Below are 26,654 nucleotides of genomic sequence, written 5' to 3'. Positions count from 1 at the left end.
GGCGTGGGCATCCAGATCGAAGCCGACGTCTCCGAGGCGATCGGCCCGGTACCGCGGCGGTTGTTCGGCTCGTTCGCCGAGCACATGGGCCGGTCCGTCTACACGGGACTGTTCGAGCCGGGACACCCCACCGCGGACGATCGCGGGTTCCGGGGTGACGTCCTCGGCCTGGTCCGTGAACTCGGGCCGTCCGTCGTCCGCTATCCCGGCGGCAACTTCGTCTCCGCGTACCGCTGGGAGGACGGTGTCGGGCCGGTGGAGGACCGTCCCGTCCGGCTGGATCCCGCCTGGCACAGTGTCGAGCCGAACCGCTTCGGCCTGCACGAATTCGCCGCGTGGGCCGAAGCCGCGGACGTCGAGGTGATGTACGCGGTCAACCTCGGCACCCGCGGGATCCAGGAGGCCGCCGACGTCCTCGAGTACTGCAATCACCCCGGCGGCACGGAACTGAGCGAACGGCGTCGCGCGAACGGCGCCGACCGGCCGTTCGGCTTCCGGTTGTGGTGTCTCGGCAACGAGATGGACGGGCCGTGGCAGGTCGGGCACAAGACCGCCGACGAGTACGGCCGCCTCGCCGCCGAGACCGCGCGGCTCATGCGGATGATCGACCCGGGCGTCGAACTCGTCGTCGCGGGGAGTTCGAGCAGTGACATGCCGACGTTCGGGTACTGGGAGCGCACCGTCCTGGAGCACACCGCGGCGCTCGTCGACCACCTGTCCCTGCACGCCTACTATCAGGAGCACGACGGCGACGTCGCGAGTTACCTGGCCAGCGCCGGCGCACTCGACGGCTTCATCCGCACCACCGCCGGGATCATCGACGACGTCCTCGGGAAAGCCGGCCTGGACAAGAAGATCGGCATCAGCGTCGACGAGTGGAACGTCTGGGATCAGCGCCGCTGGAACGAGGTCGAGCAGCACGACCTGATCGGCGGCGGCTGGCGGGAGCATCCCCGGATCATCGAGGACGACTACACCGTCACCGACGCGGTCGTCGTCGGCTCCCTGCTCGGCTCCCTGCTGCGCAACGTCGACCGCGTGACGATGGCCAACCAGGCGCAACTGGTGAACGTCATCGCGCCGATCCGGACCGAACCCGGTGGCCCGGCGTGGCGGCAGTCGACGTTCTACCCGTTCAGCCTGGTTTCGGCGCTCGCCAAGGGGAACAGCCTGCGGCTGACCGTCGAGGGTGCCACCGTCCACACAGGACTCCACGGCCGGGTCGACGTCGTCGACGCCGCGGCGACCTTCGACGAGGACGGCCACGGTGCCGTCTTCCTCACCAACCGCTCCACCGTGTCCGCGACCGAAGTGCGGTTGCGTGTCCGCGGCGCCCGGCTGGCGATCGAGGAGACCTGGACCGTCGCGGTCCCGGACGGACACGACCGCCACCTCACGAACTCCGCCACCGCAGAACCAGTCCGGCCCGTCCCGTTGCCCGGGGTGACGGCCGGGCACGATCCGGAAGGAACCATCATCACCGCCACCCTCCCGCCCCTTTCCTGGACCGCGCTCCGGCTGGCCACGGTGGTGGTCCGGGATGCCTGAGTTCAGCATCGGCGAGAACGACTTCCTGCTCGACGGAAAACCGTTCCAGATCATTTCCGGGGCCCTGCACTACTTCCGCGTACACCCCGACCTCTGGGCTGACCGCATCGACAAGGCCCGCCGCATGGGGCTCAACACCATCGAGACCTACGTCGCGTGGAACGCGCACTCGCCGGAACAGGGCGAGTTCGACGTCTCCGGCGGCCTCGACCTCGACCGGTTCCTCCGGCTGATCGCCGAGGCCGGGATGTACGCCATCGTCCGGCCGGGGCCGTACATCTGCGCGGAGTGGGACAACGGCGGCCTGCCGACCTGGCTGCTGCGGGACCCCGAACTCCGCGTCCGCGAGTTCGAACCGCGGTACCTCGCCGCCGTCCGCGGCTATCTGGAAGACGTGTTCCGCGTGGTCGCGCCGCACCAGATCGACCAGGGCGGACCGGTGCTGCTCGTGCAGGTGGAGAACGAGTACGGCGCCTTCGGTTCCGACAAGCGGTATCTGGCCGCGCTGACCCACTACACCCGCGCGGCCGGGATCACCGTCCCGCTGACCACGGTGGACCAGCCCACCGACGAGATGCTGGCGAACGGTGGTCTCGACGGGGTGCTGCACCGGACGGCGTCGTTCGGTTCGCAGAGCACCGCGCGGATGAAGACCCTGCGGGAGCATCAGCCGACGGGTCCGCTGATGTGCAGCGAGTTCTGGAACGGCTGGTTCGACCACTGGGGCGCGCACCACCACACCACCTCGGTCGCCGAGTCCGCGGCGGATCTCGACGCGCTGCTCGCGGCGGGCGCGTCGGTCAACCTCTACATGTTCCACGGCGGCACCAACTTCGGCCTCACCAACGGCGCCAACGACAAGGGTGTCTACCAGGCGCTGATCACCTCCTACGACTACGACGCGCCGCTCGACGAGGCCGGCGACCCGACGCCGAAGTACCACGCCTTCCGCGAGGTGATCGCGCGCTATCACAAGGTCCCCGACAGCGTGCCGCCCGAGGCCCGCCCGGCACCGACACCGGTCGCGGCCCTGCGTGACCCCGCCTGGCTGCTCGATTCGCCGCGGCGCTGGGGGACCGCGCAGACGCACGAGATCCTGCCGACGTTCGACGAACTGACCCCGACGCCCCGGCTGGCGTTCCTGCGGACGACCATCGCCGCCGAACGGCCGGGTGTGCTGACCTTCTGCGAGGTGCGCGACCGGGCGACGGTGTTCTTCGACGGCGACCGGCTCGGCACCCTCCTGCGCGAGCACCACGACCGCGCGATCCGGTTGCCCCGGGCGAACGGTGAACTTTTGGTGCTGGTGGAGGATCAGGGCCGGGTCAACTACGGGGAGCGGATCGGCGAGGCCAAGGGGATCATCGGCGGCGCGCGGCTGCACGGTGAACCGCTGACCGGCTGGGAGGTCGTCCCGATCGACGTCGCCGCGCTGCCGGATCTCCTGCCGGAGGTCTCCACGGACGAGAGCCCGGCGGGACCATTGTCCGGGCCGGTGGTGGTGCGCGGCGGGTTCGAGCTCGACGAGGCCGCCGACCTCTTCCTCGACACCGCGCTCTGGGGTAAGGGCCTGGTCTGGATCAACGGGTTCCTGCTCGGCCGCTACTGGCGCCGGGGTCCACAAAGGACGTTGTATGTACCGCGCCCGGTGGTCAAGGCCGGCACCAACGATCTCGTCGTGCTCGAACTCGACACGATGCTCGAACCCGAGGCGCGGTTCGTGCCGAGGCCGCTGTTGGGACACACCGAAGCCTGATCGGCAAACGGATCCGAACGAAGGGCAGTTCACCGATGAACTCGAGAACCACGTTCCGCCGTCTGTTCACCCTCCTCTGTGTACCGCTGACCGTGACCGGGCTGACCGTCGCGACCGCCTCGGCGGCCGACGCGATCACCGTCCGGCCCGACCCCACCTATCGCCATCAGTCCTTCGAAGGCTGGGGTGCGAGCCTCGCGTGGATGGCCGAAGCGACCGGGCGCTATCCCGACCCGATCCGCACCAAACTGGCCGACATGGTGTTCGGTGAGGACGGGCTGAACTTCACCATCGCCCGGTTCAACATCGGCGGCGGCAACGCCCCGGACGTCCCGCCGTATCTGCGTCCCGGCGGCGCGGTCCCCGGCTGGTGGAAGGCACCCGCCGGGACGACCCGCGTGGACAAGGACTGGTGGACCCCGGGGGATCCCGCGGAGTTCGATCCGGCCGCGGACCCGAATCAGCGCTGGTGGGTCGACCGGATCAAGCACCGGGTCACGCGCTGGGAGGCGTTCAGCAACTCGCCGCCGTACTTCCACACGGTGTCGGGTTATGTCTCGGGCGGGTTCAACCCCACCGACGAGCAATTGCGGACCGAGAAGGCCGGCGACTTCACCGCGTACCTGGCGAAGGTCACCAAGACCCTGGAACAGGCGCACGGCATCAAGTTCGCCTCGGTCAACCCGCTGAACGAACCCAACACGAACTACTGGAAGACCACCCTCGGCGCCGACGGGAACCCGACCGGTGGCAAACAGGAAGGCGCGCACATCGGGCCGTCGGTCCAGTCGCGGCTGATCCCCGAGATGGCGAAGGCGCTGGCGTCGGCCGGTTCGCGGGCGATCGTGTCCGCGCCCGACGAGACCAATCCGGACATCTTCGCCGCCGACTGGAACGGCTGGTCGCCCGAAGCCCGCGCGGCCGCCGGGCGGCTCAACGTGCACACCTACGGCACCGGTAACCGGCCGATCCCGCGCGATCTGGCCAAGGCGGCGGCGAAACCGCTGTGGATGAGCGAGGTCGGCGGCAGCTGGAAGGACGGCCAGGACTTCACGAGTATGGACCCCGGCCTCGGCCTCGCCCGGCAGATCACCGGTGACCTGCGCGAGCTGGAACCGAACGCGTGGGTCGGCTGGCAGCCGATCGAGGACTACAACGCGATGAAGCCGGGCGGCGAACGGCCGGAGGGGATGAACTGGGGCGAGATCCAGATCCCGTTCGACTGCGCGGCGAACGCCACGCTCGCGAACTGTCCGATCAGGACGAACACGAAGTACCACACCATGCGGAACTTCACCCACTACATCAAGCCGGGTGACCGCTTGATCGGCGTGAACGACCCGTCCAGCACCGCCGCGCTGCGCGGGGAGAACCTCGCGACGGTGGTCCATGTCAACGGGGGCGACACCGAGCGGGACGTCACCCTGGACCTGTCCGGCTTCGGGCGGATCCAGCCCGGGGCGAAGGTGACGCCGGTGGTGACCGACGTCGGCGGCGCGCTCCGGACGGGCAAGGCGGTGAAGGTCAGCGGCCAGAAGGCGACGCTGCGTGTGCCGGCCCGGTCGGTGACCAGTTTCGTGGTCGACGGTGTCGGTTCGGTCGCGTCCGGTACCGGGCTCGGCTCGGGCAAGGCGTTCGGCTTCTCCGGTGTGCAGAGCGGGAAGTCGCTCAGCGCCGAGAACGGTGCGCTGGTCCAGCGGACGACGGACGCCTCCGCCGCGGCTCAGCGCTGGACGCTGGCCGATCGCACCGGCCGGTACGGGAACCGGGACCAGTTCACGATCTCGAACGCCGGGACCGGGCAGGTGCTCAGCACGGCGGGTGGCGCGGTGACCCTGGCCCCGGCCGGTACGGACGGTCCCGCGTCGCGCTGGATGATGTCGACCACGGGTGACGGGACCTGGGCCTTCGTCAACGTGGGGACGGGACAGCTCCTCGACGTGACCGGCGAGTCCCGTGAGGACGGTGCGCGGATCGGGCTCTACCAGCCGACCAACGGCGCGAACCAGCGGTGGCAGGCCTTGGCGCGCTGAAAACGCTCGTGAGTGGTAATGACGGTTAGAACCGTCATTACCACTCACGAGACGCACCCCTAGAGCGCCGGGTACGCGTTCTTCATCAGTTCCTGGAACTGGGCGGAGAACCAGTGCCCGGACAGCGGCGCGTCGGGAAGCGCCCCGGACAAGTTGTACTGGTTCCGCGGGTTACCGGTGTACGTCGGGTCGCACATCCGGTCGAATCCCTTGCCTTCGGTGTTCGGGATCTCCTTGCTGGCACCGTCGGACTCACCCGGCGGCTTGACCCAGACGTAGGCGTCGATCCCGGGTTCCGGCGCGGCCTTGGGGCGTTCGCCGAGCCCCGCGCCCGCCTGGTTGCACCAGTTGCCGAGGTGGATGCGGCGATCCGTCCGGCTGCCGTTCACGTAGGCGTCGACCGTGGTGGACGGCCCGGGGCCGGTCGGCCGGGCGGCGCCGCCCCAGCCGTTGCGGGAGGTGTCGATGAGCATGCCGACGTCCGCCGAGAACCCGGCGCGGATGGCTTCCTGCCGGAATCCCTGGGCGTAGGACAGTTCGTCGACGTAGCGGTTCCAGTCGACCCACTTCGACGTCCGCACCGAAGTCCCGCCGACACTGTCGTTCACGGTGAAGTACGGCTCCTTGAGCGCACCGTAGTTCGCGGCGTTGGCGATGAAGCCGTGCACGTTGGCCGTCGTGCTGCCGGAGGTGCGTGCGGCCTCGGCCATGAGCGCGGCGGACGGGCCGAGGTTGTCGTCCCAGCCGAGCCAGCCGTGGTGCCCGATGTCGATGTAGTTGTAGACGTTCGGGATCGGGCCGAACTTCGCCAGCGCGTGGCCGACGCCCTTGACGTAGTTCCCGTTGGCCTTCATGACGTCGCATTCGGGGGTGGCCGTCGGGCGGGGCGTCACGTTGGTGACCAGGTTCGGCAGCGAGTCGAGCTCGATCACGTTCACGATCCGCAACGTCGAGTACTTCGGATCGGCGAGGATCGCGGCGATCGGGTCGATGTACTCCGTCTGGTACCGCCCGAGTTCGTTCGCCTTGAGTTCGCCGTTCGAGGCGAGCGCGGAGCAGTCACGGCCGGGCAGGTTGTAGATCACCAGCTGGATGACCAACGGTTTGCCTGCGCTCTGCCGGACCGCCTCGTCGAGATGGGCGCGCAACCCCCGGCCGCTGGTCGTGCCCGTGATGGCGGCGATGCGGTCGAGCCAGACGGCGGTGGGCTGGTTCGCGATCCTGGCGCCACCCGGTTCCGCGGCGGCCTTCGCCGACCAGTCCGGGTTCACGTACACCCCGGCGCCGACGTAGGGGTTGTCCACCTTGGGGCCACCCGGGTTCGGGGTGGAGGTCGTGGTGGTGGGGGAGGACGTCGTCGGGGTGGTGGTCGTCGTCGGGGTGGTGGAGCCGGTGCAGGTGGTGCCGTTCAAGGTGAAGACCGCGGGTTTCCCGTTGGTGCCGGAGTAGCTTCCGTTGAAGCCGGGGGAGGCGGTGCCGCCGGTGCCGAGCGAACCGTTCCACCCCGCGTCCCGGACCGTCACGCGGGTGCCCTGCTGGCCGAAGTTCCCGTTCCAGCCCTGCTGTACCCGCTGGTTCCCGGGGAAGTCCCACTCCAGCGTCCAGCCACCGGTGATCGGTTCCCCGAGGTTGGTGACGGTCACGGTGGCCCCGAAACCGGTGTCCCATTGGTTGGTGATCGTGTAGTCGACCTTGCACCCGGGCGCCGCTTCGGCGCTTGAGCCCAAGACCGCCGGTACCCCGACCATCGCGAGTACCGCGGTGACGGCCAGGGGTGCCGAAACACCCTTTCTGCGGAATCTCATGCGTCGCCTCCTTGCGACCGGAATCCGATTTATGGGAGCGCTCCCACGAGGACCGTAAGCGGACGAGCCGGACATGACAAGGTCGGCCGGTCCGTAATGTGGGATCGCTCCCAGAAGGCTACGAAAGGACTAAGCCGACCGGTGGAAGGTTCGTCCTGACGGCGGCTGCGCTTCCCCCGGATGGCCTGACCGCCGATGGGCCTGGCCGGTGCGCACTTCCCGGCGCGGTGACCGCGGGTCGCCGGAGGCGTATGGGATCGTGACCGGATGAGGATCTTGCTCGTGGAGGACGAGCGGCGGCTGGCCGAATCGCTGCGCGCCGGGCTGAGCGCCGAGGGCTATGCCGTCGACGTCGCGCACAACGGCCGTGACGCGCTCTGGTACGCGGCCGAGCACCCGTACTCCGCGATCATCCTCGACATCATGCTGCCGGGTCTCAACGGCTACCGCGTCTGCCGCAGGCTGCGGGAACGCGGCGACACCACCCCGATCCTCATGCTGACCGCCAAAGACGGTGAGGACGACGAGATCGAGGCGCTGGACACCGGCGCCGACGACTTCCTGCCGAAGCCGTTCTCCTACGGCGTCCTCCTCTCCCGGCTGCGGGCGCTGATCCGGCGCGGGGGAGCGACCCGCCCGGGCACACTGCGGCTCGGCGACCTCGAACTCGACCAGGCGAGCCGCGTCTGCCGCCGCGGTACCGACGTGATCCCCTTGACCACCAAGGAATTCGCGCTGCTGGCGTATCTGCTGCAACGGCAGGGTGAAGTGGTGACCAAGGCCGAACTGCTCGAAAACCTCTGGGACTTCGCGGCGTCGGCGACCGCGAATCTGGTGGAGGTCCACATGAGCGCGCTGCGGCGCAAGATCGACCTGCCGTTCGGGGCGGAGACGATCCGCACCGTCCGTGGCGCCGGGTACCACGTGGTGACCTCCGGTGCCTGACGCGGTGCGCTCGACGCGTTTCCGGGTCGCGCTGACGGCGTTCGTGGCCTCGCTCATCGCGCTGGGGGTGGTGTCGGCCTGGCTGGTGGCCGATGCCCAGAACCGGCTGGAGAACGGCGCGGCGCAGGTGGCGCGCGCCAGGGCGGCCGCGATCGTCCAGGTCCTCAACACCGGCGCCAAGCCCGTCGACCTGCGGTTGCTCGTGCGGGATTCCGCCTACGAGGTGACCGACCAGGCGGGCAGGCGGCTGATCACCTGCCCCGGTCTGCGGCACGGCTCGATCGCCCCGGCCGACGGATTCCAGCGCGGCGATTCCGTGACGGTGCTCCGGCCCGGCGACGTCGATCTGGCGATGGAGGAATCCGTCGGCTGTCAATGGATCCTCGGCCGGAACGTCGAAATCACCGAAACCCGGGTGCACGTCGCGGCGGATACGAGCGGCGACAGCAAATACCACATCTACGCCGCCGCCAGGGTCGACGAATCCGGTCAGGCGGCGCTCGACGCGGTGCGGACGACCTTGCTCGTGGGTGTCCCGGTGATCGCCGTGGCGATCGGCGTGGTCGCCTGGCTCGCGGTACGCCGGGCGCTGCGTCCGGTGGAGGCGATCCGGGCCGAGGTCGCGGAGATCGGCGCGCACGATCTCTCCCGCCGCGTGCCGGCCCCCGGCAGCGCCGACGAGATCGCGAAGCTCGCGGAAACGATGAACACGATGCTCGCGCGCCTGGACACCGCGGTCACCCGGCAGAGCCGGTTCACTTCTGACGCGTCGCATGAACTCCGCACGCCGCTGGCCTCGCTGCGGACGCAGCTGGAGGTCCTGCTCGCGCATCCGGACCGGCTGGACTGGCGCGACGCCTGCCGCAGCGCGCTCCTCGACATCACCCGGTTGCAGGATCTCGTCGCCGACCTCGTGCTGCTCGGCAAGCTGGACAACGCCGTACCCGCACGGCTCACGCCGGTACGGCTGTCGGAGGTGGTCGAGTCCTGTCTCTCCGGACGGCAGGGGGTACGGGCCGAGATCGCGGGCGATCCGGTGGTGCCCGGCGATCGCGGACGCCTGGAGCGCCTGCTCCGCAACCTGGTCGACAACGCGCAGCGCCACACCCGGACCGGCGTCACGGTCTCGGTGTCCACAGTGGACGGCGGCTGCCTGCTGACGGTCACCGACGACGGCCCCGGTATCCCGGCCCCCGACCGCGAGCGGGTGTTCGACCGGTTCGTGCGGCTGGACGACGGACGTGCGCGTGACGAAGGCGGTGCCGGTCTCGGGCTGGCGATCGTCGCCGAGATCGCCCAGGCCCATGGTGGCACCGTCGAGGTCGCCGATCACGACGGCGGCGCCCGCCTCGTCGTCCGCCTGCCGTCGGCGGGAACGCGAAGCTGAAGACGTCTTCAGCTTCCTTAAGCTTCGGTTCAGCGTCCGGGCCCGAACCTACGGGTCATGTTCCCCGCCTCACGCCGCTCCTGGTGGCGGCCGCTCGGCCACGCCGAGTACCTGGCCTCGTCCTGGTTCCCCGGCCTCACCGGGGTGCGCGCGCTCGCCGCCGTGGCCGTCGTGTTCTTCCACTACGGCGGCCCCGTCGTCGACGGCCTGCAGGGCTGGATCGCCGTTCAGTTGTTCTTCGTGCTGTCCGGATTCCTGATCACCACGCTGTCCCTGCGCGAGGAGGACCGCGCCGGGCGGATCTCGCTGCGCGGGTTCTACCTCCGCCGCGTCTTCCGGATCATGCCGGTGTACTTCCTGCTCCTAGCACTGACCACGCTCGCGGTGACGATCGGCGGCACCTACGGGAGCAGCAGGCTCGCCGACGCCATGCCGTACTACCTCGTCTTCGGCAACGAACTCGTCGACTACAACACGCCCTATCCGACCTCGTGGTCGCTGGGCGTGGAGGAGAAGTTCTACCTCGTCTGGCCCGCGCTGCTGGTGCTCACGTCGTTCGCGCGGAGCGGGAGGACGGCGCTGCGCCTGCTGCTCGGCGCGTCGGCCGTCCTCGGCGTGGTGCTGTTCGCGCTGCCGCTGGCGCCGTCGCACACCTGGGCGAGTCTCTCGGTGCATTACTGCTCGCTGGTCATCGGCTGCCTGCTGGCGATGACGCTCCATCATCCGCGGGGGTTCGCCCTCCTGCGGCCACTGACCAGTCCCGTCGCCGCCCTCGTGATCGGCTGCGGGTTCGTGGTGCTGCAGTTCTCCGTGGGCCCGCTGACGAAGGCACTGGGCGGGTATTGGCAGTTCGTGGTCCCGGTCTACGCGGCGGGTTCGGCGCTGCTGCTCGTGGCCGTCGTTTCGCCCGGGCCGGTCCGGGCCCTGCTCGCGAGCAGGGCGATGACCTTCGTCGGCGACCGCTCGTACGCGCTCTACCTCGCCCAGACCGGCGCCGCCGGGGTGACCGGCTGGCTGCTGCCCAGCGGGCTCGCCAAGGCCGCCGCGACCACGGCGGTCGCCCTGCTGTTCGCCTGCGCCCTGCGCCGGTGGGTCGAACAGCCCGCCATCGCCTATGGCCGGAAGGTGATCGAACGACGCGCGCCCGCCGAGCCTCCGGTGGAGGCCACGGCGGGCGCGAGGTGAGCGGATCCCGTCGTAAGTGGGGCGCGGTCAGTGGTGCGCGGTCGCCGCGCCCGCACCGGCGCTCTTCTTGACGAACAACGAGCCGGCGAACGCGGCCAGTCCGACACAACCGGCGACCATGAACGTGGTGCGGATGCCCGCGGAGTCGGGGCTGGCCGCCCCCGCGGTGGTCGTGCTCGCCGTGGCCACCGCGATGAACAGGGCGGTGCCGAGCGCGCCGGCGAGCTGCTGAAGGGTGGCGAGGATCGCGCTGCCGTGTGAATAGAGGTGCTCGGGCAGCGAACCGAGGGATTCGGTCATCAGCGGCGTCATCATGAGGCCGAGCCCGCCCATGAGGACGACGTGGATGGCGATGACCGCGACCAGCGGAGAGCCCGGGCCGAGCAGGGCGAACAGCCACATCGAGGCCGCCATCGCGGCCGCGCCGGGGATGACCAGGGGCCGGGGACCGAAGCGGTCGTACAGCGCGCCGACCGGACGGCCGAGCAACCCGAGGACCAGGCCGCCGGGAAGCACCGCGAGCCCGCTGACGAAGGTGCTGGTGTGCAGGACGGTCTGCAGGTACAGCGGGAGCAGGATCGCCGCGGCGCCGAGCAGGCACATGAACAGCAGCGCCGTCAGTACCAGCGAGACGACGAAACTGCGGTGGGTGAACGGGCGCAGGTCCAGCAGCGCGCGGTCTTCCTTCTGCAGGCGCAACTGGCGCCAGGTGAACACCGCGAGCGCCACGACGCCGACCGCGATCGGCGCCCACGGCGGCACCGGCTGATGCCCGCCCGCGGACTCGCCGGACACCGAAAGGCCGTACAGCACGCCGCCGAACCCGAGGGCGGAAAGGATCACCGAAAGCACGTCCAGCGGCACCTTGCGGGTGTCGCTGTCCAACCGCAGCTGCAGCATGCCGACCACCAGGGCGGCGAGCGCGAGCGGCAGCACGATCCAGAACATCCAGCGCCAGCCGAGCGAGGAGAGCACGGCACCGCCGATGGTGGGGCCGATGGCGGGGGCGACCGCGATGACGATCGTGATCGTGCCCATCGTGGCGCCGCGTTTCTCCACCGGCACCAGGCGCATCACCGTGGTCATCAGCAGCGGCAGCATCACCGCGGTACCGCAGGCCTGGATGACCCGGCCGGTCAGCAGGAGCGCGAAGCCCGGCGCGAGCGCGCTGACCAGGGTGCCGGTGCTGAACAGGGTCAGCGAGGCGAGGAAGACCTGGCGCGGGGTGAACCGTTCGAGCAGGAACCCGGTGGTCGGGATGACGACCGCCATGGTGAGCAGGAAGCCGCTGGTCAGCCACTGCACGGTGGTGGTCGGGACCTTGAGGTCGACGGTCAGGTCGCGCAGCGCGACGCTCAGGATGGTCTCGTTCAGGATCATCACGAACGCGGAAAGGACCAGCACCCCGATCAGGAGCCCGGCGCGCGCCGGTGCCCTTTCCTGGTCGTGGGAGGTTTCGGGCAGGGTTTCGGTCATCTGTGTGGGGCTCCTGGAGGCCGCGGTCCGCGTTGGGCCGCCTTCGGTGCCGTCAACGGTGACAGCGAAGGCGAGATTGGTGTGGGTTCAGTCTGCCTGTGCCGGTCGGTGCGTGTCACGTCGATTTCCGTAGTGAGTACGGCCACTTCGCGCGGAGCGGACGGCCGGTCCGCACGGGAGAGGAACGGATTTCCCGTCGTACCAAGATAAAATCGGGCGGTGACCACTGAGATCACGGCGGAACGATGGCGATCGGTGCGGCGAGCCTATCGGGTGACGGGAGCGCGTTTCGCCGACATGGTGAGCGGCGTTCCGGATCCGGACGCGAGGGTCACCGCGGAGTGGACCGTGGCCGACACCGTCGCCCACGTCGCGTTGATCGCGAAGATGTACGTGTCGCTGGCGCGGCCGGACGAGGCCCCGCTGCTGGGCGCCCGCGGGCAGGGGCAGGTCGCGAAGACCACTGTGGACACGGTTTCCGTGCTGAACGCCATGGTGCTGAAGGATTTTCCCGAACGCGACCTCGGCGTACTGGTGTCAGGGTTGCTCGCTGACATCGAGGAAGTGCTGCGAGTGACCGAGGACGCCGACCCGGCGACCCCGCTGCCCTGGCTCGGGGACTCGAAGGTGCCGCTGGCGGGCGTCCTCGCGCATCTGGTCAACGAGCTGCAGATCCACGGCTGGGACATCGCCCGGGCGCTCAAGCTGCCGTGGACCATCCCGCCTGCCGACGCGGCCTTGTTCTTCGATCTCTTCCTGGTGGGCGTGCTGAGCCAGGACATCGGGCGGCTGCTCGACACCGGCGAACCGCCACGGGACCGGCGGATCGCGGTGGCCTTCCGGTCGGCGTACACGGCTCCGGTCGTGCTGGTGCTGCATCGGGGCCGGGTCACCGTCGAGGAGCCCGGCGGCCCGGTCGACGCGCGGATCTCCTTCGATCCGGCGTCGCTGAACCTGATGTTGTTCCACCGGGTCGGCAAGGTGCGTTCCGCGCTGACGCGCAAGATCGTCATCGGCGGCCCCCGGCCCTGGCTGCTGCCCGCGTTCCTGCGCGTGGTCCGGCTGCCCTGAGTCTCGTGAGTGGTAATGACGGTTAGAACCGTCATTACCACTCACGAGGCTTTAGAGCGTCAGCGACCAGGTATCGAGGACCCCGGTGTCACCGGGGCCGTAGTCGGTGACACGCAGTTGCCATTTGCCGCCCGCCGGTGACGACACGCCGGGCACCGAGAACGTCCGCGCGCCGCTCCAGGTCGTGCACACCGAACCGCCGCTGTACTTGAGCGGATAGGTCCTGCCCGCCGGGTCCACGAGCGAGACGCCGAGGTCCTCGGCGCAGGTGTGCCGGATCGTCACCGAAACCGCGAGCGGGCTCGCGGCCTGTCCGGTGCGCGTCGAGGTCACCGGGCTGAACACCTGCTGGTAGTCCCGGATCGCGAAGTCGGTGCCGTTGCTCAGCGTCCGGCCGCCACCGTCGCCGGGCTGCGTCCGGACGGACACGACACCGCTCGCGGGCGACACGTTCCCCGCCGCGTCCCGCGCCTTGACCGTGAAGCTGTAGGCGGTGTCGGGGCTGAGACCGGTCACGGTGGCGCTGGTCCCGGTCGTGGAGGTGGCCGGTGTCGAGCCGTTGTAGATGTCGTAACCGGTGACTCCGACGTTGTCCGTGGCCGCGTCCCAGGCCAGCGAGACGCTGGTCGACGTCGTACCGGTGGAGCGCGCGTTGCCGGGCGCGCTCGGCGCCGTCGTGTCGCCGCCGCCGTCGCCGGTCACCAGGGTGAGGTTCCATTTGTTCAGCGCTTCGATCACCGGCTGGAAGAGGGACATGTCGCCGTCGCTGGGGTTCTCGACGCATTTCGAAGGGCCGCCGTCGTGCAGGCCGACCGCCTTGGTGCCGAGCAGCCAGCCGCCGCCCGAGTCGCCGCCGAGTGAACACGCCGTCGTCCAGGTCAGGTCTTCGATGATCAGCCCGCCGCCGTAGTCGACGGACTTGTGCGTGTACTTCACTTCGCCGCACTTCCAGTGCGAAGTGTTTCCGGAGTGACAGACCCGGTCGCCGACCATCGCCTCGGCCGAACCGGTGACGGTGACGGCGGGGTCGCCCCAGGTGTTGACCGCCGCCGAGAGTTCCCAGCCGGACTGCGTCACCGCGACCACGCCCATGTCGCCCTCGCGGGCGTTGACGCTGCGTGTCCCGCCGACGTTCGACGTGCCGATCCGGTTCTGCTGGCCGGACGCGCCATAGGCGGCCTGGTCGCGATCGTTCGTGCAGTGCCCGGCGGTCAGGAAGTGCTTGCCGCCGGAGGAATCGGTCGCGCCGAAGCCGACCGAACAGTTGGACTCGCTGCCCGGCCACCACGGGTCGCCGGTGTGGATCGTGCCCGACTGCTGCCGGGGCGACGAGCCGGTTTCGGTGATCCGCACGCCGAGATCCCTTGCCCTGGCAAGGAAAAGCTCGGTGTCGGCGGTCTTGCGCGATCGATCGACCGAGACGCCGACCTCGTTGTTCCGGACGTCGACACCCCAGCCGAACACGCCCGGGACACCGTCGCCGACGAGCGCGCGGACGGCGTCGTCGGTCCGGTCGAGGTCGGCCTTGCCGCGGGACACCAGCCGCGGTTCGGCACCGGCCGCGCGCGCCGCGTCGGCGTCGGCGGCGGTGGTGACGGCCAAGGTCAGCTTGCCGGTGGCGGCGTCGAACCACTGCCCGGCCGAGCGGGCGCGCAGACCGGCGGGGAGTGACGCGGCCAGCCGGTGGGCCTCGTCCTGGTCGGCGAGCTGGGACTTCGCCTCGGAGACGGTCAGGCCGAACGCGGCGGCCACGCCGCGCACCTCGGCATCGGGATGGGCCCTGTCCGGTGGTGAAGCCGCGTGGGCCGCCGGGCCGAAGCCCAACGCGGCCAAGGCCACGATGCTCAAATAGGAAAGCACTCCGTTGTGCCGTCGCATGCGCACTCCTCGAATCGAAAAGCAGGTGCGCCGACGGTAATTCGCCGTCCTCGTGGAATTGTAGGCCCGCGAGTCGTTAACAATTAAGAACGGGCCAGTCCCACTCGAAGCCGAACCGGCCGGGGCCGAAGTTCAGGGCGACGCCGTGCACGGAATCCGCGCTCGGCAAGACTTCAGTCCACTCGGCGGGCTGTCCGTCCTGTTCGGAATAGCGGCGGCAGCGTGCCGGGAGCACATCGGGGGAGAACCGGACCTCGAGCACGTATTCCCGCGCCGGAAGGCGGAATTTGCGTTCGTAGTTCGTCGCGTGCGGGAACGGCGCGCTGTTCTCCAGTGCGTGTTCGGTGATGACCGTTTCGCCTTTGGCGAGCGGTCGTTCGAAGAGCAGTTCCATCACGAGAAGACCGTCTTCGGGACGGTGGACGCTCCGGCCGGGACGGCAGCCCCGCAATGAGGTCACCCGCGGCAGCGGCCGGTCGTGCTCGTCGATGTGGACGATCATCACCCACCGGTCCGGGCCGTCGGCCTCGGCGCGCAGCACCTGCCGCGACCGGAACGCGAGTTCCTCCTGCCCCGGACCGACGAAGACGACGTCGTGCTGGCTGATCCTCGTCAGTCTTTCGTCCCACCGGGTGTCGACTTCGCTGACGGCCGCGTCGATCCGGGTCCGGTCCGGCCAGAACCGGCCGATCTCCGGCGGGTCGTCGGCACGGGCCGGCCACCGGCCGCGGGCGCGCGGCGGGCCGAGCAACGCGGTCAGGCTGCCGGGCGGGACCGCCAGCACCTGCTCCAGATGGCGCAGGGCGAGGACGGAATCCCGGCGCTCCGGACGGCTGCGCCCGGACTGCCAGTAGCTGAGGGTGGCCGCGGTGATCGAGACACCGCGGGCGCGCAAGTGATCGCGCAGGCGTTCCAGACTGAGGCCGCGTGCCCGGATGGCCTCGCGCAGCGCGTCGGCGAAGGGGCCGTCGCGCAGCAACCGTTCGAACTCGGGCCGGGATTCCGCTCGGCCGGATTTCACCTGACGAGCATAGATCCGCGACGCGGGGAAGTGCACCGCGCGACGGCTCGGACCAGGTCGTTAACCGTTAACAGGCGCGTCGAACCGGCGGCGCGAATCTTCGATGTGGCCGAGGAACCGGTGGGTCCAGTCGCACATGCCGTCGACCGTCGCGCGCAGGCCGTGTCCCGCTTCGGTGAGCGTGTAGTCGACCCGTGGCGGCACGGTGGGATGCACGGTCCGCTCGACCAGGCCGTTGCGCTCCAGCATGCGCAGGTTCTGGGTGAGCATCTTGTGGCTGATGCCCTCGATGTCGTTCCGCAGTTCGGTGAACCGCCGCGTGCGGTCGCCGATCATCTCGATGATCAGGAGGGCCCACTTGTTGGCGACGTCGGAGAAGATCTCCCGAGCCAGCGAGTCCGCCCTGGTCAGATCCGCGTCGTCCGCCGTACCGCTGAGCTGCTTGGTCACCATCAGGTTCCCCAGTCACGAAAAAGTGCGTTCTTCCAGGTCGTCGCACACTCTCCTACAGTTCCTGGGTAACCACAAGTGACCACGGCAAGGAGTACGACAGGATGGCCATCACCCTGGTGAACCCCGCGGGACTTCCGGAGATCCCCGCCTACCGGCAGGTTGCGATCGCGACCGGGTCGAAGCTGGTCTTCGTCGCGGGGCAGGTCGCTTGGGACGCCGACGGCACCACCGTCGGGAAGGGGGACCTCGCCGCTCAGGTCGAACGGTGCTACCTGAACCTCGGCACCGCGCTCGCCGCGGCGGGCGCCACGTTCGACGACGTCGCGAAACTGACCGCCTACGTCGTCGACTGGACCCCGGACAAACTCGCGCTGTTCCTCGCAGGCGTGGACCGGGCCGCCACCGCGCTGGGCGGCGTCCCGGTCCCGCCCGCCACGCTGATCGGCGTCGCGGCCCTCGACGTGCCGGAGCATCTGGTCGAGGTCGAAGCGACCGCGGTCATCGATTGACGTTCACCGGGCGCGGGCGGCGCGCCAGATCGGGCTGTCGACGTAGTGGTTGTCGTACTGCTCCGAGGAGGCGGCGATCTCCGAGGGGTCGGCCTCCCCGCGGGCGACCCGCTCGAGAAGCCGGTAGTAGTCGAAGCGGCCCATCCCCGGCGTGAAGGTCACCAGGACGTCGGCGTCGGAGTCCGCCGCGGGGCCGAACGCGTGCGGCGTCCGCGGCGGGACGGCGAGGAAGTCGCCCTTCTCCAGGGTGTGCAGCGTTTCGTCGACGAGCACCTGGAGCTTTCCTTCGAGGACGAAGAAGAACTCGGTCGCGCGGGTGTGGAAGTGGGCCGGGGTACCGAAGACGCCTTGTTTCAGGGTCGCGCGGTTCGCGGTGAAGCCCCCGTCGGTGGTGTCCGAATCGGCCAGCAGCGTGATGTCGCTGCCCGGCGCGTCACTGACGATCTCGGCGTCGGCGGCCCGGAGGAGGATGGGGTCGAACATGGTGGTGATCTCCTTGGTTGTCCGTGTGCAGCGGGCTCGCTGACAGGACAAGCTTCCGACGGCGGCGGGCCTTGATCAACGCGGGAAACCGTATCGATCGATAACCTCGTGAGTGGTGATGACGGTTCTAACCGTCATTACCACTCACGAGACTTGACCGGCTCGATGCCGGCGTGTGGAGCTCGCGGCGGGAGTCCGTGAAGGCCCCCTTCGCTCGGCTCAGCCGAGGGAAGGGGGCCTTCACGCGGAGCCGTGGTGACTGCTGGTGCTGGTGGGCCGGATGTGGCGATCGTCGAGTCCGTGAAGGCCTCCTTGAGGGACTCTGGGTCCCTCAAGGAGGCCTTCACGGACCGGCGCCTGACCTGCGGGGTGGCGTGTGGATCGTGAGGCGGTGCGAGCCACTGCCACACAGCGTGCGGCTCTCGGGGTGCGAGCCGGAGCAGTGGGTAAGCAACTGCGGGTCCCTCAAGGAGGCCTTCACGGACCGGGCGTGGGTTAGAAGGGTCAGGCGGCGAAGACCTGGGAGTCGTCGGCGAACGCTTTGAACTCCAGCGCGTTGCCCGCCGGGTCCAGGAGGAACATCGTCCACTGTTCGCCGGTCTGGCCCTCGAACCGGACGTAGGGCTCGATGACGAACTGCGTCTTCGCGGCCCGCAGTCGTTCGGCGAGTGCCTGGAACGCCGGCACGGTGAGGATCAGGCCGAAGTGGGGGACGGGCACGTCGTGGCCGTCGACGGGGTTGTGGATCCGTTGCGGCCGTTCCGGGGCGAGATGCGTGACAAACTGGTGGCCGTGCAGGTTCCAGTCGATCCAGGTGGCGGAGCTCCGGCCCTGTTCCAGGCCGAGGACGTCGCCGTAGAAGGTGCGCGCGGCGGCCAGATCGTCGACCGGCATGGCGAGGTGGAAGCGCGGAATGGGGGAGTCGAGGACGGTCATGACCAGGGAATCCTTCCAGCGGGCGAGCACTTGTCGCAATGTTAACATTAGGACAAAGTGAGCCCGATGATCCCATCGCTACCATCGGGCGTTCCAGAGGGAGGACGAGCGATGAGCGAACCCGGCCGGGTGCTGCCCGCACGGCGTCGTGGGCTGGCGGACGAGGTCGCCGACCGGGTGCGGGACGCCATCTTCGGCGGCACCTACCCGCCGGGAGCGCAGTTGCGTGAGGTCGAACTCTCGGAGGCGCTGGGCGTCAGTCGCGGCCCGGTGCGCGAAGCGCTGCTCAAGCTGGAGCGCGAAGGTCTGGTCCGCAGCGAATGGCATCGCGGCGCCCTCGTCACGACACTGTCCGATGTGGACGTCGCCGAACTCGACAGCCTCCGGTCGGCGCTGGAGCAGCTCGCCGTCCAGCTCGTGGTCGCCTCCGCGTCGGACGCGGACCTCGCCGCCATCGACGAGGTCGTCGAGCGGATGGTCCGTGCCCGTGACGAGCACGAGATGGTGCGCTGCGACATCGACTTCCACGACGCGGTCTACGCGGCTTCGGGGCATCGGCGGCTCATCGAGGCGTGGCGGGCCATCCGGTCGCAGGTGTACCTGTTCCTGCTGACCCGGATCGGCGTGAACTCCGAGGGCTACCTCGCGAGCATTCCGGCCGAGCACCGGCGGCTGGCGGAGGCGCTGCGGGCGCGGGACGGGGAACGGGCGCTCGACCTGTTCGCCGCCCACCGCGGCCAGGCTTTCGACATTCTCATCGAGAAGCGGCTTCCCGGGTCTTGACGTCGACCTTGGCCAAGGCTTAACTCAAGCCCTGAAATAAGGCGTGTCCCGTGTCACAGGCATCCGGACGCGACTTGGCCACTCACCCCGAGGACCATCGATGCGAATCGGAAAGATCGCCCCGGCGCTCGTGCTGGCGCTGGCGGCCGCCGCCACCACGGCGTGCGGCGGCGGCGACACGTCGTCCAGTGCTCCCAAGGAACTCGTGTACTGGGCGTCCAACCAGGGCACCAGTCTCGACAACGACAAGGCGGTCCTGCAGCCCGAACTCGACAAGTTCGAGAAGGCGTCCGGGATCAAGGTCAAGCTCGAGGTCGTCCCGTGGACGGATCTGCTCAACCGGATCCTCGCGGCGACCACCTCCGGCAAGGGCCCGGACGTGCTCAACATCGGCAACACCTGGTCGGCCTCGCTCCAGGCGACCGGGGCGTTCCTGCCGTTCGACGACGCCGCGCTGGAGAAGATCGGCGGCAAGACGCGTTTCCTCGGCCCGTCGCTGGCGGCCACCGGGGCGGCCGGGCAGCCGCCGGTCGGCGTTCCGCTCTACGGCCAGGCGTACGGCCTGTACTACAACAAGAAGCTCTTCTCCGAGGCCGGCATCGCCAAGCCGCCCGCCACCTGGGAAGAACTCGTCGAGGACGGCAAGAAGCTCACCAAACCCGACAAGGGCCAATGGGGGCTGTCGCTCCAGGCGGGGCAGGTCACCGAGAACAGCCACCACGCGGCGATCCTCGGTGCCCAGCAGGGTGCGCGGTTCTTCAGCGCCGAGGGGAAGCCGCAGCTGGCGTCCGACCCGTCGGTCGCGGCCGTCCGGCAGTTCGTCGACCTGATGCAGAAGGACAAGATCGTCAATCCGTCCAACGCCGAATACGCCGACACCGCCAAGTCCCTGAAGGACCTGTCGGACGGCAAGGCCGCGATGTTCATGAACCAGGCCTCCGCGGGGTCGTTCAAGAGCATCGGGATGAACATGGCCGATCTCGGCGTCGCACCGATCCCGCTGCCCGCCGCCGCGCCGCCGAACGGTCGCAAGGTGACCAGTTTCGTCGCGGGGATCAACATGTCGGTGTTCAAGAACACCAAGAACCCCGACGCCGCACTGGACTTCGTGAAGTTCATGGTCTCGGCGCCGGAGCAGGCACTGCTCAACAAGACCTACGGCTCGCTGCCGACAGTCCAGGACGCCTACAGCGACGCGGCGTTCCAGACCGAGGACGTCAAGGTCTTCCAGAGCGTGCTCGCGAACTCGGCGGAGCCGATGCCGCAGGTGCCGCAGGAATCGCAGTTCGAGACCCTGATCGGCACCGCGATGAAGGCGATGTTCGCCGACGTCGCCGCGGGCAAGCCCGTCGACGACGCGAAGATCCGGGACCAGCTGAACCAGGCGGATCAGCAGATCGCGGCCGGTGGTTGATGCCGACCGCTCTCGACAGCGCCCCGGCCGTGAAAGCGGCCGGGGCACCCGGTCCCCGGCGCCGCCGTCGCGAGCGCCGCCGGGTCGCGCTGCCGTATCTGCTGCTGCTTCCCGCGATCCTGCTCGAACTGCTCGTGCACCTGATCCCGATGGTCGCCGGGCTCGTGATGAGCTTCTTCAAGCTGACGCAGTTCTCCCTCCGCGACTTCTCGACCGCCCCGGCGGCGGGATGGGACAACTACAAGTTCGTCCTGGACTTCGACTCCGCGGCGGGTAAGGCACTGCTCGGTTCGTTCTGGATCAGCGTCGTCTACACCGTCCTCTCGGTCGGGTTCTGCTGGCTTTTCGGGACTTCGGCCGCTGTGCTGATGCAGAAGGACTTCCGGGGCCGCGGCGTGCTCAGGACGCTGTTCCTGGTGCCGTACGCGCTGCCGATGTACGCGGCGGTGATCACCTGGTCCTTCATGTTCCAGAAGGACACCGGCCTGGTGAACGACCTGCTGGGCACCGATTCCTTCTGGCTCATCGGGGACAACAGCTTCTGGTCGCTGGTGGTCGTCTCGGTCTGGCGCAACTGGCCGTTCGCGTTCCTGATCGTGATGGCGGGTCTGCAGAACATCCCCGGCGAACTCTACGAGGCGGCGGCGATCGACGGCGCCGGCTGGTGGCGGCAGTTCCACGCGATCACGCAGCCGATGCTGCGGCCGGTCAACCAGGTGCTGCTGCTGGTGCTGTTCCTGTGGACCTTCAACGACTTCAACACGCCGTATGTCCTTTTCGGAGCGTCCGCGCCGAAGGAGGCGTCGCTGATCTCGATCCACATCTACCAGAGTTCCTTCGTGACCTGGAACTTCGGCCTCGGCTCGGCGATGTCGGTCCTGTTGCTGCTGTTCCTCTTGGTGGTCAGCACCGTCTACCTGGGACTGACCTCACGAAGGAGGAACGCGGTTGTCTGAGCCTCGCTGGGTCCCGTGGGCCCGCCGCTTCGTCCTGGGTTTCCTCGCCCTGTTCACCCTGATACCGCTCTACGCGATGGTTTCGTCGTCGCTGAAACCGCTCGGGGACGTTCAGGGCAAGTGGGAATGGATTCCGACGACGCTGACCGTCCAGCCGTTCTTCGACATCTGGGAGACCATCCCGCTCGCGGAGTACTTCGTGAACAGCCTGGTCATCTCCGGCTCGGCGGCGATCCTCTCGGTCCTCATCGCGATCTTCGCCGCCTACGCCCTGAGCCGTTTCCGGTTCCGGGGCAAGGATTTCTTCAAGATGACCGTGCTGTCGACGCAGATGTTCCCCGGCATTCTCTTCCTGCTGCCGCTGTTCCTCATCTTCGTCAACATCGGCAACACCACCGGTATCGTGTTGTACGGCTCGCGGCTCGGGCTGATCATCACCTATCTGACCTTCTCGCTGCCGTTCGCGATCTGGATGCTCGCCGGGTACATCGATTCGATACCCAAGGAACTCGACGAGGCGGCGATGGTCGACGGGACCGGGCCGATCGGCGCCCTGATCCGGGTGGTCGTCCCGGCCGCCATGCCGGGCATCGTGGCGGTGGGGATCTATTCGTTCATGACGGCCTGGGGTGAGGTCCTGTTCGCGTCGGTGATGACCGACTCGGGCACGCGGACCCTCGCGGTCGGGCTTCAGGAGTACTCCACCCAGGTCCAGGTCTACTGGAACCAGGTCATGGCCGCCTCACTCATCGTCTCCGCCCCGGTCGTCGCCGGATTCCTTCTGCTCCAGCGTTATCTCGTCGCCGGGCTCACCGCCGGCGCGGTGAAATGACGCGCCGTCCCCCGTACAGAGAGGTCTGCCTTGAATCTGCACCTGCCCGCCGATTTCCTGTGGGGTGCGGCCACGGCCGCGTACCAGGTCGAAGGCGCCGTCGACGTCGACGGCCGTCTCCCGTCCATCTGGGACGACTTCGTCCGGGTCCCGGGTGCCGTCCTGAACGGTGACACCGGTGACGTCGCTTGCGATCACTACCGGCGCTGGCCGGAAGACCTCGGCATCATGAAGGAGCTGGGCCTGGACGCCTATCGCTTCTCGGTCGCGTGGCCGCGGGTGATCCCCACCGGCCGCGGCGAGGTCAACGCGCTCGGTCTCGACCATTACGACCGGCTGGTCGACGCGCTGCTCGAAGCGGGGATCAGGCCGTTCGTCACGCTGTTCCACTGGGATCTGCCCTCGGCGCTGCAGGCGAAGGGCGGCTGGCCCGAGCGTGACACGGCCTACGCCTACGCCGAGTACGCCGCGGTCGTCGCGGCCAGGCTGGGTGACCGCGTCAAGGACTGGAACACCGTCAACGAGCCGCTGTGCTCGGCCTGGCTCGGCTATCTCGAAGGCCGCTTCGCGCCGGGCGTCAAGGATCTCAGGCAGGCGATCCACGCCTCCCACCACCTTCTGCTCGCGCACGGCCTGGGCGTGCAGGCGATCACCGCGAACGCCGCCGAGCCCGCCAACGTCGGCCTGGTGCTCAACCTCAGCGGGATCGAGCCCGCGTCGGCTTCCGCCGAGGACGTCGCGGCGGCGGCCCGGATGGACGGGCACGTCAACCGCTGGTGGCTCGACCCGTCGAACGGGCGCGGTTATCCCGCGGACATGATCGAGGTCTACGGCGTCGAGCCGCCCGTGGCCGGGGACGACCTCGACGTGATCTCGGCCCCGGTCGGCTACCACGGGCTGAACTACTACTTCCGCCAGATCGTCGAGAACGATCCGGACGGTCCCGCGCCCCGCGCCCGGCAGGTGCCGGTCGAGGGCGCCGCCACCACCGCGATGGGCTGGGAGATCCACGGTCAGGGACTGGCGGATCTGATCCACCGCCTCGCGAACGAGTACGGCGCCCGCGCCATCTACGTCACCGAAAGCGGGGCCGCCTTCGACGACAAGGTCGCCGAGGACGGCTCGATCGACGACGCCGACCGCGTCGCCTACCTGGAGGAACATCTGGGCGCCGTGGCCGGGGCGGCCGAAGCGGGAGCGCCGGTGAAGGGGTACTTCGCCTGGTCGCTGCTCGACAACTTCGAATGGGACAGCGGGCTGAGCAAACGGTTCGGGCTCGTCCGGGTCGATTACGACACCCAGGTCCGCACGGTGAAGGCGAGCGGCCACCGCTACGCCGAGATCATCGCCGGGCACCGGACCCGCTGAACGCCTCGTGAGTGGTAATGACGGTTAGAACCGTCATTACCACTCACGAGAGAAAGCCGGCCGCGTTCGTGCGGGCGGATGGATCCGGTGACCCGGATTCGTCGCTCGCTACGAACGGACGCTCCGCGAAACCTCCTAGGGTCGCCAAAGAACGAGGCGATCCTAGGAGGCGAAGCATGCGGACACTCTTGCGTGGCGGTCGTGTCATCGACCCGGCGACGGGTTTCGACGGTACGGCCGACGTGCTGGTGACGGACGGCGTGGTCACCGCCGTGGGGGAGGGTCTGCCGTCGGAAGCGGGAGACACGGAGATCGACGTCTCCGGGCTCGTCGTCGGCCCCGGTTTCATCGATCTGCACAGTCACGTGCACACCATCGCGGGCCAGCGGCTGCAGGCGATGGACGGCGTCACGACCGCGCTCGACCTCGAAGCCGGGCTGATGCCGATCGAGCGCGCCTACGCCGACGCCGCCGCGGCCGGACGTCCGCTGCACTACGGTTTCTCCGCGTCGTGGGGTTCCGCGAGGGCGCAGGTGCTCGCCGGGATCGAGCCCGACGCCAACATCGACAGCGCGCTCGCGGTGCTCGGGAACCTGTCCTGGCAACGGTCTTCGTCGCCGAAGGAACTGGCGGCCTGGCTGTCCCTTGTGGAGGGTGAGCTGGCCGCGGGCGCGCTCGGCGTCGGTGTCCTGCTCGGTTACGCGCCCCTGACGGACCCGGCCGAGTTCATGGCTCTCGCGCGCCTCGCCAAGGAGGCCGGGGCACCGACCTACACGCACGTCCGGGAACTGGTCGAAGTGGATCCGGCGACGCCCGTGGACGGGTCGGAGGAGATCGCGATCGTCGCGGCCGAGACCGGCGCGGCCATGCACCACTGCCACGTCAACAGCACTTCCGGACATCAGATCGACCGCGTGCTCGCCGCGCTGGAAGCGAGCCGTTCGGCCGGTTCGCGGGTGACCGTGGAGGCCTACCCGTACGGCGCGGGCAGTACGGGGATCGGCGCGGCCTTCCTTTCTCCGGAGCGGCTGAAGATGAAGGGCCTCTCGCCGTCCAGCGTGATCATGCTGGAGACCGGTGAGCGGATCGCCGACGAGGGCCGCCTGCTCCAGGTGCGCGCCGAGGAGCCGGGCGCGCCGTGCATCCTGGAGTTCCTCGACGAGGGCAACCCGCGTGATCTCGCGCTGCTGCGCCAGGCGCTCGCGTTCCCCGACGCCATCGTCGCCAGCGACGCCCTGCCCGTGTACTGGAACGACGGCACCAGCGAGAGCACCGAATGGCCGCTGCCGCCCGGTGGCGCGACCCATCCGCGCACGGCCGGGACGTACGCCAAGACGCTGCGGCTGATGGTGCGCGAGAGCAAGTCCTGGACCTGGCTGGAGGCGTTCCGGCGCTGCTCCTACCTTCCCGCGCGGGTCCTGGACGAGGTCGCTCCCGGGGCGCGGACCAAGGGCAGGCTCGGCGTCGGGGCGGATGCCGACATCGTCGTCCTCGACCCGGACACCATCACCGACGCGGCCACCTATTTCGACTCGACGCGGCCCTCGGTCGGTGTCCGGCACCTGTTCGTTTCGGGCGTTCCCGTTGTCACCGACGGAAACCTGCGGACCGACGCGTTCCCCGGCAAGCCGCTGCGCGGTGAACCGCGATGAGCGAACTGCTCGACGACATCGAGACGCTCGTCCGCTGTGAGTCCCCGTCGTCGGATCACGAGGCGGTGGCCCGCAGTGCCGAGGTCGTGGCGGGACTGGGCCGGAAACTGCTGTGGACGGATCCGGAACGGATCGTCGTCGACGGGGTCACCCATCTGCGCTGGCGCTTCGGTGACGTGCCCTCCCGGGTGCTGCTCCTCGGGCATCACGACACGGTGTGGCCGCACGGATCGCTGGAGACGCATCCGTTCTCCGTGCGGGACGGCGTGTTGCGCGGACCCGGCTGCTTCGACATGAAGGCCGGGGTGGTGATGGCGCTGCACGCCGCCGCGGCCGTCCCCGATCGCGACGGACTGTCCATTCTGGTCACCGGCGACGAGGAGATCGGTTCGCCGTCGTCCCGTGCGCTGATCGAGGAGACCGCGGCGGGCTGCGACGCGGTGTTCGTCCTGGAGGCTTCGGCCGACGGCGGCGCGCTGAAATGCCGCCGCAAAGGCGTTTCCCACTACCGGGTCGAGGTGACCGGACGAGCCGCGCACGCCGGGCTCGAACCCGAGAAGGGGGTCAACGCGGGGATCGAGATCGCGCACCAGATCCTCGCGGTGGCCGCGCTCGCCGATCCGGTGGCGGGCACGAGCGTGACCCCCACCGTCGTCTCGGCGGGAACGACGGTCAACACCGTTCCCGCCGCCGCGAGTGTCGCGGTCGACGTCCGCGTGTGGAACGAGGCCGAGCAACTCCGTGTCGATCGGGCCATGAAGGCCCTCGTCCCGATTCTGGCGGACGCCTCGGTCCGTGTCACCGGTGGCATCAACCGGCCGCCGCTGGAGGAGGGCTCGTCGGCGGGATTGTTCGACCTGGCCAGTGAACTGGCGGCCGAACTCGGTCTCGGTGAGCTGACCGCCGCTTCGGTCGGCGGTGCCTCGGACGGCAACTACACCGCCGGGATGGGGATCCCCACCCTCGACGGCCTCGGCGCGGTGGGCGGCGGGGCACACGCGGATCACGAACACGTCGTCGTCGCGGAACTGCCGCGGCGCACCGCTCTGCTGGCCGCGCTCGTGGAGAACGTCCTCGCGAAGCGGACTCCGTCCGGTGCGACGAATCGCGCGGGCGAATCTGGTACGGCACGACGGTGACTCGGCCATCGCGCCGGGAAAGGA

At 69.2% G+C, this 26,654-nt stretch carries 22 protein-coding genes; 15 read left to right on the top strand and 7 right to left on the bottom strand.

What is annotated here, in order from left to right; translation table 11 throughout:
* The first annotated feature begins 3 nt into the window (after window positions 1-3).
* The 3 genes from arfA to SD37_RS21780 are packed head-to-tail and all read left to right on the top strand — an operon-like array spanning window position 4 to window position 5,337.
* A complete protein-coding gene (arfA, locus tag SD37_RS21790; protein WP_044856461.1) occupies window positions 4-1,548 on the top strand; it encodes an arabinosylfuranosidase ArfA in 1,545 nt (514 codons plus the stop codon).
* Window positions 1,541-3,304: a glycoside hydrolase family 35 protein gene (locus SD37_RS21785; RefSeq protein WP_044856460.1), complete on the top strand. Its 1,764-nt coding sequence runs from the start codon at window positions 1,541-1,543 to the stop codon at window positions 3,302-3,304. The genes arfA and SD37_RS21785 overlap by 8 nt, the downstream gene beginning before the upstream one ends.
* Window positions 3,305-3,339: 35 nt before the next feature.
* A complete protein-coding gene (locus SD37_RS21780; protein ID WP_044856459.1) occupies window positions 3,340-5,337 on the top strand; it encodes an RICIN domain-containing protein in 1,998 nt (665 codons plus the stop codon).
* Window positions 5,338-5,396: 59 nt separating this feature from the next.
* On the opposite strand, the gene SD37_RS21775 is transcribed toward SD37_RS21780, so the two are convergent.
* Window positions 5,397-7,142 (bottom strand): glycoside hydrolase family 6 protein, encoded by a 1,746-nt coding sequence (locus SD37_RS21775; protein ID WP_044856458.1) that lies wholly within the window; start codon window positions 7,140-7,142, stop codon window positions 5,397-5,399.
* Between the two features lie 267 nt (window positions 7,143-7,409).
* Between SD37_RS21775 and SD37_RS21770 the strand changes: the two genes are divergently transcribed.
* From SD37_RS21770 to SD37_RS21760, 3 genes are read left to right on the top strand one after another with little or no spacing between them, the layout of a single operon-like run.
* Window positions 7,410-8,087 (top strand): response regulator transcription factor, encoded by a 678-nt coding sequence (locus SD37_RS21770; protein ID WP_044856457.1) that lies wholly within the window; start codon window positions 7,410-7,412, stop codon window positions 8,085-8,087.
* Window positions 8,080-9,474 (top strand): ATP-binding protein, encoded by a 1,395-nt coding sequence (locus SD37_RS21765; protein WP_044856456.1) that lies wholly within the window; start codon window positions 8,080-8,082, stop codon window positions 9,472-9,474. The genes SD37_RS21770 and SD37_RS21765 overlap by 8 nt, the downstream gene beginning before the upstream one ends.
* A 57-nt stretch (window positions 9,475-9,531) precedes the next feature.
* Window positions 9,532-10,659 carry an acyltransferase family protein gene (locus SD37_RS21760; RefSeq protein WP_044856455.1) on the top strand — a complete coding sequence of 376 codons (1,128 nt, stop codon included), beginning with the start codon at window positions 9,532-9,534 and terminating at the stop codon, window positions 10,657-10,659.
* A 27-nt stretch (window positions 10,660-10,686) separates the two neighbouring features.
* Here the strand turns inward: SD37_RS21760 and SD37_RS21755 are convergent, their stop codons facing one another.
* Complete coding sequence (locus tag SD37_RS21755; protein WP_044856454.1) at window positions 10,687-12,135, bottom strand: DHA2 family efflux MFS transporter permease subunit; 1,449 nt, start codon at window positions 12,133-12,135, stop codon at window positions 10,687-10,689.
* Between the two features lie 219 nt (window positions 12,136-12,354).
* On the opposite strand from SD37_RS21755, the gene SD37_RS21750 reads away from it, so the two are divergent.
* Complete coding sequence (locus SD37_RS21750) at window positions 12,355-13,206, top strand: maleylpyruvate isomerase N-terminal domain-containing protein (RefSeq protein WP_256376512.1); 852 nt, start codon at window positions 12,355-12,357, stop codon at window positions 13,204-13,206.
* Between the two features lie 51 nt (window positions 13,207-13,257).
* Here SD37_RS21750 and SD37_RS21745 read toward each other — a convergent pair whose 3' ends face one another.
* The 3 genes from SD37_RS21745 to SD37_RS21735 all read right to left on the bottom strand — a co-directional run bounded on the left by SD37_RS21745 (window position 13,258) and on the right by SD37_RS21735 (window position 16,558).
* Window positions 13,258-15,084 carry a fibronectin type III domain-containing protein gene (locus SD37_RS21745; RefSeq protein WP_065912921.1) on the bottom strand — a complete coding sequence of 609 codons (1,827 nt, stop codon included), beginning with the start codon at window positions 15,082-15,084 and terminating at the stop codon, window positions 13,258-13,260.
* 76 nt (window positions 15,085-15,160) lie between these two features.
* Complete coding sequence (locus tag SD37_RS21740; RefSeq protein ID WP_044856452.1) at window positions 15,161-16,105, bottom strand: helix-turn-helix domain-containing protein; 945 nt, start codon at window positions 16,103-16,105, stop codon at window positions 15,161-15,163.
* Window positions 16,106-16,165: 60 nt separating this feature from the next.
* The gene (locus SD37_RS21735) at window positions 16,166-16,558 is read right to left on the bottom strand and encodes a winged helix-turn-helix transcriptional regulator (RefSeq protein ID WP_037311565.1); all 393 of its coding nucleotides are present in this window, start codon (window positions 16,556-16,558) and stop codon (window positions 16,166-16,168) included.
* A gap of 101 nt (window positions 16,559-16,659) precedes the next feature.
* On the opposite strand from SD37_RS21735, the gene SD37_RS21730 reads away from it, so the two are divergent.
* Window positions 16,660-17,067: a RidA family protein gene (locus SD37_RS21730; protein ID WP_065912920.1), complete on the top strand. Its 408-nt coding sequence runs from the start codon at window positions 16,660-16,662 to the stop codon at window positions 17,065-17,067.
* A 3-nt stretch (window positions 17,068-17,070) separates the two neighbouring features.
* Here SD37_RS21730 and SD37_RS21725 read toward each other — a convergent pair whose 3' ends face one another.
* Window positions 17,071-17,550 (bottom strand): cupin domain-containing protein, encoded by a 480-nt coding sequence (locus SD37_RS21725; protein WP_044856451.1) that lies wholly within the window; start codon window positions 17,548-17,550, stop codon window positions 17,071-17,073.
* 504 nt (window positions 17,551-18,054) lie between these two features.
* Window positions 18,055-18,486: a VOC family protein gene (locus tag SD37_RS21720; RefSeq protein ID WP_037311574.1), complete on the bottom strand. Its 432-nt coding sequence runs from the start codon at window positions 18,484-18,486 to the stop codon at window positions 18,055-18,057.
* A gap of 111 nt (window positions 18,487-18,597) precedes the next feature.
* On the opposite strand from SD37_RS21720, the gene SD37_RS21715 reads away from it, so the two are divergent.
* From SD37_RS21715 to SD37_RS21685, 7 genes are all read left to right on the top strand, one after another.
* Window positions 18,598-19,269, top strand: coding sequence for a GntR family transcriptional regulator (locus SD37_RS21715; protein ID WP_044856450.1), 672 nt, complete (start codon window positions 18,598-18,600; stop codon window positions 19,267-19,269).
* Window positions 19,270-19,369: 100 nt separating this feature from the next.
* Window positions 19,370-20,683, top strand: coding sequence for an ABC transporter substrate-binding protein (locus SD37_RS21710; protein WP_044856449.1), 1,314 nt, complete (start codon window positions 19,370-19,372; stop codon window positions 20,681-20,683).
* Window positions 20,683-21,639, top strand: coding sequence for a carbohydrate ABC transporter permease (locus tag SD37_RS21705; protein WP_044856448.1), 957 nt, complete (start codon window positions 20,683-20,685; stop codon window positions 21,637-21,639). The genes SD37_RS21710 and SD37_RS21705 overlap by 1 nt, the downstream gene beginning before the upstream one ends.
* Window positions 21,632-22,471, top strand: coding sequence for a carbohydrate ABC transporter permease (locus tag SD37_RS21700; RefSeq protein WP_044856447.1), 840 nt, complete (start codon window positions 21,632-21,634; stop codon window positions 22,469-22,471). Before SD37_RS21705 ends, SD37_RS21700 begins: the two co-directional genes overlap by 8 nt.
* A gap of 30 nt (window positions 22,472-22,501) precedes the next feature.
* Window positions 22,502-23,839: a GH1 family beta-glucosidase gene (locus tag SD37_RS21695; protein ID WP_044856446.1), complete on the top strand. Its 1,338-nt coding sequence runs from the start codon at window positions 22,502-22,504 to the stop codon at window positions 23,837-23,839.
* A 176-nt stretch (window positions 23,840-24,015) separates the two neighbouring features.
* A complete protein-coding gene (locus SD37_RS21690; RefSeq protein WP_044856445.1) occupies window positions 24,016-25,491 on the top strand; it encodes an amidohydrolase family protein in 1,476 nt (491 codons plus the stop codon).
* Window positions 25,488-26,630, top strand: a complete 1,143-nt coding sequence (locus SD37_RS21685; protein WP_044856444.1) for a M20 family metallopeptidase — start codon at window positions 25,488-25,490, stop codon at window positions 26,628-26,630. The genes SD37_RS21690 and SD37_RS21685 overlap by 4 nt, the downstream gene beginning before the upstream one ends.
* Window positions 26,631-26,654 lie beyond the last annotated feature (24 nt).

It is taken from the genome of Amycolatopsis orientalis (assembly GCF_000943515.2).
GTDB lineage: Bacteria > Actinomycetota > Actinomycetes > Mycobacteriales > Pseudonocardiaceae > Amycolatopsis > Amycolatopsis orientalis.
This window is presented reverse-complemented; position numbering and strand designations above follow the sequence as displayed.

Excerpts from the sequence above, each read along its gene's own strand:
- SD37_RS21785 (WP_044856460.1), top strand. The coding sequence starts at position 1,541 with ATGCCTGAGTTCAGCATCGGCGAGAACGACTTCCTGCTCGACGGAAAA.
- SD37_RS21780 (WP_044856459.1), top strand. The coding sequence starts at position 3,340 with ATGAACTCGAGAACCACGTTCCGCCGTCTGTTCACCCTCCTCTGTGTA.
- SD37_RS21775 (WP_044856458.1), bottom strand. The coding sequence starts at position 7,142 with ATGAGATTCCGCAGAAAGGGTGTTTCGGCACCCCTGGCCGTCACCGCG.
- SD37_RS21770 (WP_044856457.1), top strand. The coding sequence starts at position 7,410 with ATGAGGATCTTGCTCGTGGAGGACGAGCGGCGGCTGGCCGAATCGCTG.
- SD37_RS21760 (WP_044856455.1), top strand. The coding sequence starts at position 9,532 with ATGTTCCCCGCCTCACGCCGCTCCTGGTGGCGGCCGCTCGGCCACGCC.
- SD37_RS21755 (WP_044856454.1), bottom strand. The coding sequence starts at position 12,135 with ATGACCGAAACCCTGCCCGAAACCTCCCACGACCAGGAAAGGGCACCG.
- SD37_RS21745 (WP_065912921.1), bottom strand. The coding sequence starts at position 15,084 with ATGCGACGGCACAACGGAGTGCTTTCCTATTTGAGCATCGTGGCCTTG.
- SD37_RS21735 (WP_037311565.1), bottom strand. The coding sequence starts at position 16,558 with ATGGTGACCAAGCAGCTCAGCGGTACGGCGGACGACGCGGATCTGACC.
- SD37_RS21730 (WP_065912920.1), top strand. The coding sequence starts at position 16,660 with ATGGCCATCACCCTGGTGAACCCCGCGGGACTTCCGGAGATCCCCGCC.
- SD37_RS21725 (WP_044856451.1), bottom strand. The coding sequence starts at position 17,550 with ATGTTCGACCCCATCCTCCTCCGGGCCGCCGACGCCGAGATCGTCAGT.
- SD37_RS21720 (WP_037311574.1), bottom strand. The coding sequence starts at position 18,486 with ATGACCGTCCTCGACTCCCCCATTCCGCGCTTCCACCTCGCCATGCCG.
- SD37_RS21715 (WP_044856450.1), top strand. The coding sequence starts at position 18,598 with ATGAGCGAACCCGGCCGGGTGCTGCCCGCACGGCGTCGTGGGCTGGCG.
- SD37_RS21710 (WP_044856449.1), top strand. The coding sequence starts at position 19,370 with ATGCGAATCGGAAAGATCGCCCCGGCGCTCGTGCTGGCGCTGGCGGCC.
- SD37_RS21705 (WP_044856448.1), top strand. The coding sequence starts at position 20,683 with ATGCCGACCGCTCTCGACAGCGCCCCGGCCGTGAAAGCGGCCGGGGCA.
- SD37_RS21690 (WP_044856445.1), top strand. The coding sequence starts at position 24,016 with ATGCGGACACTCTTGCGTGGCGGTCGTGTCATCGACCCGGCGACGGGT.
- SD37_RS21685 (WP_044856444.1), top strand. The coding sequence starts at position 25,488 with ATGAGCGAACTGCTCGACGACATCGAGACGCTCGTCCGCTGTGAGTCC.